The sequence below is a fragment of the Enterococcus sp. DIV0970a genome (assembly GCF_051711265.1).
GTDB classification, from domain to species: Bacteria; Bacillota; Bacilli; order Lactobacillales; family Enterococcaceae; genus Enterococcus_D; species Enterococcus_D casseliflavus.
The window spans coordinates 2,664,295-2,677,394 of record NZ_JBIOMF010000001.1; the positions used below are offsets into that span (position 1 = coordinate 2,664,295).

A 13,100-nucleotide genomic window follows, 5' to 3' on the forward strand; every position below is an offset into this window, starting at 1 on the left:
TAGAAATCGCTTTCTTTTCTATTATACAAAACATTGGCTGACGAAAACATAGAAAAATCAGAGCAAAAGCTGCGAAAATACGAGCTTTTCCGCAGCAACCAACAGTGATCAGCTCTGACCTTTTCGATATTGTCCTGGGGTCATTCCCGTGCACTTTTTAAATAAACGATTGAAGTAACTGGGATTATACCCAAGGTTTTCTGCGATTTCATTGATTTGGTGATCGGTTTCGAGCAGCTGCCGTTTTGCTTCTACGATGCGAACGTTGGTTAAATAATCAATAAAGTTGACCTGCTTGGCACGCTTGAACTCCTTACTCAAAAAGATTGGGTCTACTTCGAAACGATCCGCAACATATTCTAACGAAATTTGTTCATTGCGAAAATCAGATTGGATGTACTCCGCTACTTTTTGGATCATTTCACTATAAGAATTAGCGACATTTTCTTGCCAGAGGATGGAGACGGGCTTTAAGAAATGATGGTACAAAAAGGCTTGGATCTGATTGATGTCTAAAAGTCGTTCGATTCGCTCTAACACAACCGTTTTCGATACATAATCCGTTCGTGAGACACCATTTTCATTTAAAAGGTAATCGACTTGATCATACAGTCGATTGACCACATAGATCACCGCAGCCTGTTGATTGTTTTCTGCCACGACCTGTTCCAAAAACCGCTGGACACTTCGTTGCAATTCTTCATGATAGCCACTTTTCAGTGCTGTTAAAATCAAGTTTTCTTGCGAAAGAGAATACTTCGGCAGCGGACGCATTTTCTCTCCTTGAAGCACTTGATTTTCGGGAATCAACCGTTGCAGATGGATTTGCTTTTTGAGACGTTGGGCAACTTCAGGCAACTTGCGAATCTCAGTTTCTTGTTGCGAACTAACGATGGTGACATAACGACAGACGATCAAATTGATTTGCTTGGTGACCATCGTGAAGTAATCTGTCAGTTGCTGCTCTTGATTGACCACAAAAACCAAAATCCGCCCTTCATTTGACGAAACGATGGTTGATTCTGGGAAAAACATGGCTGTGACATCCGTTATAATGTTTTCTAGCGCAAACAAAATGTGGGTTTCATCTTGTGAATTTGCTTGATTGCTTAATAGATCATTGAGTTGGAAATAAAACAGGCGATACCCTTGGTCACTTAAGCGCCAGTTTTTTTGCTGCAGTAATTGTTGCGATTCTTCCTCTGACAAATAGCCATAATACCCTTCCATCAAATGTTGGATCACTTGCCGCTTCAGCGAATCTTGAAAGCGTTCCGCCTGATTTTGTAGCAATCCTTTTTCCCGACTTAATTGTTGCCAACGGTCCACCAAAAACTCCAGATCGTTTTCTTTTTTCCATTGGGTATTACCAAAGAGCTGATCCATCGTTTTTTCAAAAGGTTGGTATTGTTTTTTTGCCAAAAAGAGACTCATGACTGCCACACAAGCAATAAAAAGAATACTTACGACGATCAGCACTCTAGCCAAATGAGTGACTGGCTCGGTAATCAATGCTAAGGGAACGACGGTATAAAATGTCCATATTTGGTTGAGTCGCGTACTGTTTACGGCGATCATGCTATAATCATTGCCATTGATCGATTCGACCCAGGTTCCTTGATGCTCCTCACTCAGCGGTTGGATAACATTCGCTAAGTTCTGATCGCCAATAAAACGAAAACTCTCATGATTAAAGGAAATCGCTGCGAGACCATTTTCAATTTGAGTATCATAAAAATACTTTAACAATGATTGCTCGTCGATCGTTGCAACTAAAAAAATTTTAGGCTGATCTTCACCTTGGCTATCAATGTTTTGTACAAAAATCAATTCATCCTCTTCTTCAATGATCTTCCACTGATACTGCCTACCATTATCGATCCGATAGCGTTCAAATGCTGTTTTGGTTTGCTCGAGCGTTAATTCATACGTGCCGCCACTTTCAATCCCAAAGGGCGCCTCTCCGAGCGAATAAATACCGATTCGATTGACATAATTGGAGCTATTGGTTAAGTAAAACAATTCTTCCGACAGCTGGATCAACGTCTGATAATTCGTCGTTTCCAATAAATCTTCTTGGTAGCGCCTTTGAAACGATTGCCCCCAAACGCTTAAAGTCACTTCCAGCTGCGAGAACTGTTGGTTGATGTTACTAACGATTCCTTCGACTTGGCGATTGTTTAGTTCTTGATACGATCGTTGTAATGGTCCGATCAAATAGGCATGCAAAAAGATTGCAACGGCTAATAGCGGCACGACGATCCATAGACTGGCTAGCTGCAGTTTTCGATGAAAACCGCCTGTTTTAAAGTACTTCATTCCCAAACACCCTTGTAATAGATTTTATGTAACAAATTGTCATGCGAAAAAACGCATGACAACCTATCCACAACTATTGAAGTGTATCATCCTTTGACGGATCCAATCAGCATTCCTTTGGCAAAATGTTTTTGCAAAAACGGATAGAAGATCAAAATTGGTAAAGTCGCCACAATGATGACTGCAAATTTGATTCCTTGTTCAGGCGGCACATAGTTGGGGTCCATACTTGCTAACGCATTGGCACCACTGGAGGCCATCGTGATCTGTCTTAACAATAACTGAATCGGCCATTTTGCTGAATCGTTGATATAGAGCAATCCACTCATGAAGTCGTTCCAGATACCAACGGCGTAAAAAAGGGTGAAGGTCGCGATCACTGGTTTTGATAAAGGCAAAATGATTTTCCATAAGATCCCTAGTTCCGTACAGCCATCCATCTTGGCGGATTCTTCCAATTCGATCGGCATTTCTTGGAAAAAGTTTTTGATGATCATTAAGTTGAACGGATTGATCGCGATTGGCAAAATCAATGCCCAATAAGAATTGATCAGTCCTAAATTTTTCACCACGATAAATGTTGGGATCATCCCACCTGAAAAGAGCATTGCAAAAATCACGAGATTCAACAAGGTGTTCCGTCCTTTTAGGTGCTTGCGTGATAAAGGATAGGCAAAGGTGAAGGTACAGAAAAGCTGCACCAGCGTGCCAACGATGGTAACGCCGACCGTTACAAGCAAACTACGGATAAAGGTGTTGGTTGAAAAAATAAAGCGATAGGAGTCGAGACTGATCTCATTTGGCCATAAGAAAAACGAACGTGTGGTCAATTCTAACTCCGTAGCAAATGAACCTGCGATCACATAAATAAAAGGAATCACCATGAATAACCCAATCAATGCCAAAAATAGCGCATTAAAAATGTCAAATATTTTCCCTGCCTTCGTATTGTGTAAAGTATCCATCTTTTTCCTCCTTAGTATAAGCCGCTTTCGCCAAAGCGTTTCGCTAATTTATTGGTACAAAGTACGAGGATGATCCCAACGATCGATTTAAATAATCCGACGGCTGTTGAGTAACTGTAAGCGCCATTGGTGATCCCCATCATATACACATACGTATCAAAAACATCTGCTACTGTTCGGTTCAACTGATTGGTCATCAAGAAAATCTGATCAAACCCCGTAGACAAAATCGACCCGATCCGCATGATCAGCATAATGATGATCGTCGAACGAATCGCAGGCAAAGTGATGTGCCACACACGACGAAAACGTCCTGCACCATCCATGATCGCGGCTTCGTATTGTTCCTGATCCACACCTGATAAGGCAGCTAAATAAATAATGGTCCCCCAACCGATCTCTTTCCAAATCGATTGCATTACGATCATGGGGCGGAACCATTGCGGGTCTGAGAGAAAGTCGATTTCAACGCCTGTCAACGAAGCGATAAATTGAGTGATCGCTCCATGATCGATGTTGAATAAGATATGCCAAAGACTAACGACGATCGTCCATGAAAGAAAATGTGGTACATAGACGAAGGTTTGAATGGTCCGCTGAAACAGCTTGTTGCGCAATTCATTCAGTAACAGTGCCAAAAAGATGGGTGCTGGAAACGAAAAGAAGATGTTTAAAAAGGCAATCATCAACGTGTTCCACAAGATCCGAAAGAAATCAGGATTATTGAAGAAATCCATAAAATTTTGTGTTCCGACCCATGGACTATCTGCGATTCCTAAAAAGGGCACATAATCTTTGAAAGCAATGATCAACCCATACATCGGTGCATAACGAAATACTGCAAAATAGATGATCCCGGGAATCGTCAAAATATAGAGCCATTTATTTTGTTTAAAATGGTTGAGAAAACTCCCCCATTGCTCTTTCGTTTTCGGCACTTTTTTTATTGTTGTTTCCATTCATTCTCCTCCTCTAACTCCGCTCCGATCAGTGCTAAACAACAAATCGTATTTAGACCCCACTGTGCCAGCACATTGGTCGATACCCACGGCATTTCTTTTATTTTTTTCCACGTTGTCGCTGCTTCAATGGTCGCTTCGATCGGCAATGGAACACCCGATTTGTCATTATCAAGCAATAACTGCCAAGCCCTTTGGCTGATTGCTTGATCGTTACGCACTCGCCCAGCAAAGGCCATCATCGTCGACGCAAACATTGGCCAGGCAAAATGAGGTTCCGTCAGTACCCCGTTTGATTCTTCTGCTTTTCTCTCAGGACTCAAGCTATAAAACCAGCCAAACTCCCCTAACATCTCTGTCCACTCGGGGTCTTCCAGCACTTGAGCAAGTTCTAACCAAACTTGCGGCGCCCCAAAGGAGATGACCATGTGATAGCCGCCAAAATTCCCAGTTCCCATATAAGATAAGGTTTTGTCTTGTGGATCAAATAACACTGTGGGACCAGACAATAGGCGCTGGGGCATGGCTTTGATGCAGGTGATGCCCGTGCGAATTTTTTCAAGGTAAACAGGATCATTCGTCCGTTCCCACTGGGTAAACCAGTTCGAGACTAGCGCAGCCCAATCTGGTCCGATGCGAATCGGTATCCGCTTCGTTTCTCGTTCATAAAACTCGCGCATCGGTGGTAACGCATCAAAAGCATAGGTTTCATTGTCTTTGACTTGTTCCATAATCTCCCCAATGCGTTCATCCGCTGTTAAATAGTAGTAGTAGCGATGGAGACCCGCCATTGAAATTCGAACTTCTTTAGCTTGGCAGCCCCAATGAACGACATTATGCCGTGACCCTAATCCTTTGTATTCACCAGCATGATACTGATCGACTTCTGAAGTATGTCTCGTCATGCTTTCAGCCAGATAGTAGACGCTTGGATCACCAGTCCGTAAGAAATCTAGCCAAAGCCACATGTTTGGGACCAGTTCAGTGTTTTGCCAAGCGTACCCACCAAGATCGTAGCGCCATTGGTGTCGAAACTGATCATAGGTATGCATGACATCACCATAGTTCCAATAGCCATACCAACTTCTTTGTTGGACTTCTGCTAAATAGAATTGACGCATCTCAGCCAATTGTTGCTCCAGCAACTGTTTCGTTTTCGTTGATTCATCTGGTAAACTGATCCTGCCAAAAACCTTCGTCTCTTGATAACGCTCTGGCAATGAAACGATCTGGGCAGGTTCTTGGTTTTCTTGAGCTAAGCCCAGCAACACTTCTTCTGACGGGGCTTCTTCATATAGATCCAACCAACAACGCGTCGTATTTGCTACGCCAACTGCCGTCGAACGAATCTCTTCCATTCCTTCGTATCCGCTAAGCATATGATCCCGTTTGGAATAGTGCTGAAAATCCATTGGCTTGGCATTCGGTGACCACTGCCACATCGTGATTTGGGTTTCTTTTTGGGTGATGCCTGTCACCTCGATCGCAGATGGTGCTTTTTCCCAAAATTTCTCCATGCTGCAAGCAACGCCGCCGGTTTCTCCCCCAGCGTAAAAGGTACCTGAATAATGCTCGCCATCCCCAATGGGCAACCAACAGTACCCAGCTTCGGTCTGTTTTTCTAATTCAAATGACCGATGATTGATTTGATTGACCCGAAAATTGTCCCAAATAGCATTTTCCACCGCATGAGACAGCATCTGCTCGTCCGCTGAGGTCAATGAAACGAGCTGTCCACTGGCTTGTTGTTGATAGGGAATGTTTTGCTGATAGTGTCGCCGTGAAAGTAACAATTGTGCCGCTTCATGATACACAGCATCTGCAATAAATTTGACTTGTCGATTCCAATTTTCACCTGTCAACGCATAATCAAATGCTATCCCCATGCCTTCATAAGCAAGTGGTTTGATGATAATGACCGTATGAATGATTTCCAATTTGCTGATTTCGCGAAAGATACGAAACCGTAAAATAAACTCTTGCACCACTTCTTGATTGATCTCAATGACGCCCGTTACTTTGATAACGGCTTTTTCTGAACCATTTTCTTCCAACATCAAGTCCGTTACTTTGGACTGCACCTTTTTGTTTTGGTATTGCAGGATTGCGTGAAGATCTTGCAATTTTTTCTGCCCCTTGACCGCTACCCAGTCCAAAACATTTTTCCCTTCCCCATGTTTCGGGAAGAAGCCTTTGATCGTACCGTTGTCAAAATAAATACCGTTGTAAGCTTCCCTAGCAATCGCCTGTTTCTTCTGGACACGCTGTTTTCTTTGAAAAAGTAACTGCGTCGTTTCTGCCACCAGACCACTGTGTCCTGTCCATTTCACACTGCCATCTGGCCAGTAAGCCAGTACTTTCGTTTGCAGCGGCTCCTCCCCCAGCAAAAACAGTTCCTCCCTTAGAACCTCAGGTTGTAAAGCTCCTTTTTCCCATGGATACCCAAAACTCAGCCCACGTTTTCCCTTAGGTTTATTTTTGAGCCATTTCAATGCCATGTTCGATTTTCTCCTCTTCCCTCTCTGCAGGTTGAACTGCATCGTTTTGTTGCTTTAGCTTTTGTTCATTTTCATCAAATAATTTCAAGTAAATCCCCATTGTGCCAATGATCCACATCCCAATACTTAAAAATGGAAGGAGACCGGGGAGAAAAAAGCTGATCGTACTACAAATCCCAAACCAAAGGACGCCTAAAAAGGTGCCAATAGGTTGAAAAAAAAGAAAGCGTAGCGAAGCGCCTAGGTACTTCTTCGTTGGGAGCACATAATATTCGTACATGCTAAGCAATGTATTGATCACAGCGATCGCGACGCATTGGCTAACGATCAATAGGATCAAGCCTGTTTGAGTCAATGCCGCTAAAAATCCTTGCTGGATCACCATCATGGGGCACAAATAAAAGAGAATGATCGGTAAGCCCAAGCGATTCGATCGCCAAAAGTTCCTGCGGTAATACCCAAAGAACGTTTGAAAAAAAGGCGGCGATTCCTGTTTAAGGGTTTTCTTTGCTACGTGGAATCCTGCTTGTACGCTAGGCGCCAGTCCAAAGATGATCCCACCTACTAGTGCACCTATAATAACGGTTACATTTATCAGCAAACAATAAAAGACAAAATCTGCTGCTTGATATGCTTTCTGCCAATTCATCACCGTTCCTCCTCTAAGGAATATACCTTCAAGTCTTTATAGCGGGCCTTCATTGGCGCCATTTGCCGAAATCCGATCGCTCCTTTAGTTAATACGGGACCAAACTGTTCCTCATCAAGGTACCTTAACACCAATAAGTCGTTGATCCAAAAGGAAATCGTTGCACCTACCTTATCGATTCTTAGGTGATAAAACCCTCGGGCATCTGCTACACTCGGAAGTGGGTCTGCGCCTTGGGCGACCAGATGAAACCCATGGCTTTTGCGCAAATTACACGTTTCAAACGCCCGTTCCTCCTCATACTTTCTTCGAAAATAAGAAAGGTGGTAAGCATCGATCCCTCCAGAATGATACTCGGGATATGCCCCGGTTCGTTTGGGTACTCCAGAATCGAAGATCGAGCCACCCTTGCGATTGGCTGCTGCAAAAAAGAGCATACATAAGCCTGGTTCAGCCAGTGGTTGAAACTGCCAGGTGATTCGTAGGTCCGCTGGAAATTGTTGAGGCAGCCATAAAACAAAATGTGGTTGTTTGTTTGATTCTTCAGAATACGTATTCGCCAGAATCATCCCGTCTTGGAAAGTAATCTTGGGCTCTCCTTCAGCAATAAAGTGTTGAATATCTGCTGCTTGATTCAGCGGATTTTCATAGATCAATTTCGCTAACATTTCTTCTTCTCCTTTTATGCGTATATGAGCTACTTTTCTCTTTTCATAGTAAACTTGACCTACATTTCTAACAATTGACTTTTTTTGAATTCCTTGATATCAAGCGTTAGATTAGGGTTTCCACTTGTTTTTTTCCATTTTTTCTTTTCTGATTTCTTACTACCTGTCTCGTCTCACCTAAATAGTACTCCATTTTATTAGCTGAATAATTAGCTGAAAAAAATTATTGAAAAAGAAAAAGGTTGAGAGCAAGATCCACTCAACCTTCTTCGACTGTCGTTATTGTGCTTGATGAAGGGCATTCGTTTCTTCCATCAGCTGCGTGCCTCCTTGATTCTTCCAAAGTTCGATCGCAGCTTCCCAACCCGCTTCATCGATTTGTCCTGCAATAAATTGAACCCGCGCATCACTAATGATCTGATCAAGCTGTGCCCCTTTTGTTACATACGTATCTGTATTATAGGAGGCTGCTGGGTTAAAGACAGCGTGCTCTAAATCAGCTTCCATCAATGACAATCGTTTTTCATAGCTTTCAGTAGCCGCTTCTGTATCAGGCTTAGCAATATAGTACAGGGTATCTTCCGTTACATTCATCCCAATTTGTGAGTACCCTTTGACCGCATTGGCTAACGCTTCAGCTTCTGATCCTTCTAGTGCGACGGACATTCCATCCACTACTTCAAAATTGATTCCTTCGATTCCGTTGTTCAGCAATACCTGTGCTTCTTTATCATTTAATTTATCAAGGAACGTCAACACCTCTTTTAGATGTTCCTCTGTCTGGACACTCGACTTAGGAATCGCCAAGAAACCAGAATAGCCATCTGTCGGTAACGCATTCATCGTACCGCTATTATCTTTTAAATTCCCTGTAAAGACGACGAGGTCTTCTTCTCCAGCTTGCAATAATTTATTGCTGATTTGTGCTGCTCGTGAATACGTATCAATAATGATCCCACCACGTCCATTGATAAACGGCTCATCCCATTTATCTGCTGCCATGGTTGCAAAATCACGATTGACATAGCCTTGTTCCACCATATCTTTAACAAATTGCATTGATTCTAGGTATTCTGGTTGCATAAAGGATGGCTCTAAAGTGCCGTCTATTTCTTTCCAAGCATTTCCTGCCCCAAACCAAGTAGCTAACACATCGTAAGGACTATTTGAATTGATCGAGCCAGGCCATTGGGGAATAATCAAACCAAACGTATCATTTTCACCATTCCCATCGGGATCGTTCTCAGTAAATGCTTTGGCAACCTCATAGAGATCATCGATCGTTTCTGGTACATCTAAGTTTAAGTTTTCTAACCAATCTTTTCGGATGATCACCGCCGTCCGCATCGCATCACGTTTCCGATAAATTCCGTACACTTTGCCATTCACAGAAGAATTACGCAAAACATCCTCGTTAGATTGAGAGAGATTAGGATAATCAGCTAAATAGTCGGTCAAATCCCAAAAAGCGCCATTTTCTGCTGACTTGATAAATCCTCCTGATTTTCCTTGAATGACCATCACTTCTGGAATATCATCTGAAGCTAACGTAATATTCATTTTATCCTCGTAGGATGTATTGGGTGCCCAGGTAATATCAATGTTTTTGCCAGTGTACGCTTCTAATTGCTTCAAAATCTCGTTGTCACTTGCAGGTGGTTCAGTTTCAATGTACGGCGATAAAATCGAAATCGTATCATAATCTGTTGTGGAACCTGCTTCCTCCTTCCCACATGCCGACAAAAAAGCGACTGATAGTAACCCCAAACCAAGAATCGTACTTAATTTTTTCACTACTTTTCCTCCTTAGATTTTGTTGTTGAGCCCGATTAAATAAACCGCTTTCAATACCAAAAGCATAACGAAAAGCAGGATTTCCAGCAATTGACATTTTTTGTTAATCGTTGATATATGGCTAGGTAGGGGTTTGTTGACAACGATCTGCTGAGTCTTCCCTTTCCAAAAAAAGTAAGAACATCTGAAGCACTGGCTCTTGGCTTAAAATCTTCGCTCTCTTTTCTCTATCCGTCTCTAATTTCATGCTATGCTTCTAAATAGATGGACAGATCTTTCTTACTCAAGTAGCACATTCTCTTAAGAAGTTACTTGTGACCAAACCAATTAGGCTGTAAATTTTTCAAATTAAAAAAGACCAATTTCTTGGTCCTTTACAAACTGATTTCAATCTTATTTTTACTCTGATAGTGTTTGCCATCGATCAATACCGTAATGCCTACGCCCTTGCCAAAATGTTCTCCTGATCGATCATACCAGACAGAAATAAAATCACCTTTCATCGGCAAATCCTCAAAAGAAAAATACTCAAGCGTCGTATCTTTAATTGGATCGATCGTCAGCAGTCCCTCATCAGAAAGATGAATACCACAATATCCACGAATGAATAAATCACTGAAAGCAGAATGATTGTAATCTTTTCCACGTTCATAGCCACCTTTTCCTATGGGCCAGTTCTGGTCTTTTAAAATTTTTCTGGAAAGCCATTCTCCTGTATCTGGATCAATATTTTCATCAAGCCAATTGACTTTTGGCCCATCTGCTTTGTTTCGATAAAAACTATTCGCATAGGTCAGCAATTCTCGTGAAATGTCTGTTGCTTTAAGTGGACTATTTTTGTTTTGACGTGAGGCTATCATTGCATCGATTGTTTGGGTTGTGGCAAACGGCCAAGATGGTCCATTCCAAAGGCACTCATGATTTTTCTCACTAGGTAAGTTATAACACAGATGATCTCTGGCTGCTGTAGTCAGACCATATTCACCGTGAAAACACATGGGATCACTCAAATAGCGCCAAGCCCTCGCATGAGTATCTTCGGCAATACCAAAGAGCCAAGGGAGATAGCCAATCAATTCTTTTACATTGTGTTGCTTTGGTATTTGTTTAAAGTCAAATGTTGCAATTTGCGCATCTTTATCCTCTAAGGGAATCACTTTAAAAAATTCTTCTTCAGAATCCCATAAATACTTTATTATATTTTGTTTTAAAAGTGACGCTTTATTTCGATAGTCTTTAGCAAGTGAAGAATCACCTGCTTGCTCGGCAAAATAGGCAATTCCTAAGGCATTGGCATACATGTAACTATTTAATGTTGGCCTCAATCCGCTACCACTAATAGAACACTCCATGGCATCCCGGTCATCATTTGACCAAAACAAACCATAACGAGTCAGATGATGTGTTTCGATCTCTTGATAAAAGGTTACCAAATGAGGGAGTAACTGAACACCATACTCAGCATCTGACCAAAGAATCGCATAATTTTTGATCGCATCAATGATCCAAGACGAATAGGCATACTGATTTCCACTGCCTTTAAACCAAAAATCAACATATTCGTGAATGAGTTCGCGACCACATTTTAACCAACGAGCTTCGGAAAGATGATGTCCAACAGCACAATTGATGGAATTGTATGGTCCTGACCAACGAACGGGTGGTAAAAACTCAGTTATGATCGTTCCCTCTGGTGTTGCTTTCAGATGCTTCCGAAATACCCACCATCGAAAATAATACGCTTCTTCAAATAATGGCTGATTACATGTAAATACTGGGACGTTTTGCATCATCCAGGTTTCTGCGTCAGCATTTGATATACGTTGAGAATAAAGTTCTTCATCATTGTAATTAAATGTATCAATATATTTCTTTATAAGATTTTCCCTCATTGTGCCCCTCTCTTTTCCTACTTAGCGATGTACGTTCTCGTTGTTTCTCTACTACCGCTCATACACATCATTTTGATCCAAGGTTGGCGCTAACGCAGTGACGATCGTTTCCACCATCTTTAAGTTCTCAACTCCTGCAATCTTGCCGAACTCGTCGGCATGGATGGAAAGATTTTTTAATGTTAGATTGCGGATCGGTTCTGCTGGGCTGGCCTCGATGAAAAAAGCACGCACGCTTTGTTGTCCTGTTTTGGTGGCTTGCACGTTTTCAATAGTAATGTCGCAGACCTTTGCTGGACCTACTGGAACAGCTGGTTGTACCATCAATTTGTGCCAATAGTCGGGAATCTCTTCCTCATAATCAGCTGGCAGTTCTGGATAACTATAATCTGGGTACCAATTTGTTTGTAAGAGAAAAGGAAAGCCAACATCCTTCATCGTTAAATCCGAAGCAGTGACCTTGCGTATAAATCCACCTCGATTGTTGGCGGATTTGATCCGAAACCCTGCGCCAGTTTGCTCAAAGACGACTTTTTGGATTTTGATCTCTTCGATCCCACCCGAAGTTTCACTACCAATGGCAATTCCTGAACCATACCCTAACTGACAGTCTTTGATCGTGATTTTCCGACAGCTTCTTTGCTGGGCTAAGGCTTCTGCCCCACGTCCCGCCTTGATCGAGATATTGTCATCGTTGCAGGAAATGTAGGCATTTTGAATCGTGACTTCTTCACAGGAATCAATATCGATGCCATCAGTACTAGGCCCTTTTCCATTGTCTATCGTGATGCCGTCGATCAATATGTGGTGAGAATACGTGATTTGGGTATTCCAAAAACCCGACTGTACCGACGAAATATCTTTGATGGTTACTTGCTGACTTTCATAAACAAGGATATTTCGTGGGCGCTTGCAATCATAATCTGCTGCCCAGCGTAAGCCTTTCTTTGCGTAATCCGCCATCATCCCGCTGGCTTCATCTGTTCCCCAAAACGTTTGCCACCATATTTCTCCACGACCATCAAGTTTTCCTTTTCCAGAGATCATGACATTTTCTGCGTGAAAAACATTGATCATCGCTGCAGGCCACTTCATATTGATCCCTGCGACCCGATTATCTACTTCGGGATAATCGGCCAGTTCTTGACTACCATACAGAATCGTATCCTCTGAGACAATCAAGTGCACATTGCTTTTTAAAAACAATGCGCCGATTTGATAGGCGCCGGGTGGTGTAATCACTGTTCCCTGCACAGTTGATGCTTGGTCAATTTCTCGTTGCAATAATTGCGTGATGTCTTCCATTCTTGCTTGCCTCCTACGTTTTTGTTTTAAGCTGTTGATAGGTTTGTCGAT

9 protein-coding genes are annotated in these 13,100 nt (G+C 42.2%); all 9 read right to left on the reverse strand.

Going from position 1 to position 13,100, the window contains the following annotated elements; genetic code table 11:
• Positions 1-108: 108 nt before the first annotated feature.
• Positions 109-2,319 carry a helix-turn-helix transcriptional regulator gene (locus tag IGK14_RS12850; protein ID WP_010749860.1) on the reverse strand — a complete coding sequence of 737 codons (2,211 nt, stop codon included), beginning with the start codon at positions 2,317-2,319 and terminating at the stop codon, positions 109-111.
• Between the two features lie 86 nt (positions 2,320-2,405).
• Positions 2,406-3,284 carry a carbohydrate ABC transporter permease gene (locus tag IGK14_RS12855; protein WP_005234200.1) on the reverse strand — a complete coding sequence of 293 codons (879 nt, stop codon included), beginning with the start codon at positions 3,282-3,284 and terminating at the stop codon, positions 2,406-2,408.
• Between the two features lie 11 nt (positions 3,285-3,295).
• Positions 3,296-4,243, reverse strand: coding sequence for an ABC transporter permease (locus tag IGK14_RS12860; protein WP_005234199.1), 948 nt, complete (start codon positions 4,241-4,243; stop codon positions 3,296-3,298).
• Complete coding sequence (locus tag IGK14_RS12865; protein ID WP_010749861.1) at positions 4,228-6,741, reverse strand: hypothetical protein; 2,514 nt, start codon at positions 6,739-6,741, stop codon at positions 4,228-4,230. Before IGK14_RS12865 ends, IGK14_RS12860 begins: the two co-directional genes overlap by 16 nt.
• Positions 6,716-7,390 (reverse strand): YesL family protein, encoded by a 675-nt coding sequence (locus IGK14_RS12870; protein WP_438712382.1) that lies wholly within the window; start codon positions 7,388-7,390, stop codon positions 6,716-6,718. Before IGK14_RS12870 ends, IGK14_RS12865 begins: the two co-directional genes overlap by 26 nt.
• Positions 7,390-8,058: a DUF1961 family protein gene (locus tag IGK14_RS12875; protein ID WP_010749863.1), complete on the reverse strand. Its 669-nt coding sequence runs from the start codon at positions 8,056-8,058 to the stop codon at positions 7,390-7,392. Before IGK14_RS12875 ends, IGK14_RS12870 begins: the two co-directional genes overlap by 1 nt.
• A 279-nt stretch (positions 8,059-8,337) precedes the next feature.
• Positions 8,338-9,852, reverse strand: coding sequence for an extracellular solute-binding protein (locus IGK14_RS12880; RefSeq protein ID WP_010749864.1), 1,515 nt, complete (start codon positions 9,850-9,852; stop codon positions 8,338-8,340).
• Between the two features lie 374 nt (positions 9,853-10,226).
• Complete coding sequence (locus IGK14_RS12885) at positions 10,227-11,744, reverse strand: MGH1-like glycoside hydrolase domain-containing protein (protein ID WP_010749865.1); 1,518 nt, start codon at positions 11,742-11,744, stop codon at positions 10,227-10,229.
• 51 nt (positions 11,745-11,795) lie between these two features.
• Positions 11,796-13,049, reverse strand: a complete 1,254-nt coding sequence (locus IGK14_RS12890) for a glycoside hydrolase family 28 protein (protein WP_010749866.1) — start codon at positions 13,047-13,049, stop codon at positions 11,796-11,798.
• Positions 13,050-13,100 lie beyond the last annotated feature (51 nt).

What these genes read in the sequence shown, in the direction of transcription:
- IGK14_RS12870 (WP_438712382.1), bottom strand. Translation starts at nt 7,390, where the DNA reads ATGAATTGGCAGAAAGCATATCAAGCAGCAGATTTTGTCTTTTATTGT.
- IGK14_RS12860 (WP_005234199.1), bottom strand. Translation starts at nt 4,243, where the DNA reads ATGGAAACAACAATAAAAAAAGTGCCGAAAACGAAAGAGCAATGGGGG.
- IGK14_RS12875 (WP_010749863.1), bottom strand. Translation starts at nt 8,058, where the DNA reads ATGTTAGCGAAATTGATCTATGAAAATCCGCTGAATCAAGCAGCAGAT.
- IGK14_RS12850 (WP_010749860.1), bottom strand. Translation starts at nt 2,319, where the DNA reads ATGAAGTACTTTAAAACAGGCGGTTTTCATCGAAAACTGCAGCTAGCC.
- IGK14_RS12855 (WP_005234200.1), bottom strand. Translation starts at nt 3,284, where the DNA reads ATGGATACTTTACACAATACGAAGGCAGGGAAAATATTTGACATTTTT.
- IGK14_RS12865 (WP_010749861.1), bottom strand. Translation starts at nt 6,741, where the DNA reads ATGGCATTGAAATGGCTCAAAAATAAACCTAAGGGAAAACGTGGGCTG.
- IGK14_RS12890 (WP_010749866.1), bottom strand. Translation starts at nt 13,049, where the DNA reads ATGGAAGACATCACGCAATTATTGCAACGAGAAATTGACCAAGCATCA.
- IGK14_RS12885 (WP_010749865.1), bottom strand. Translation starts at nt 11,744, where the DNA reads ATGAGGGAAAATCTTATAAAGAAATATATTGATACATTTAATTACAAT.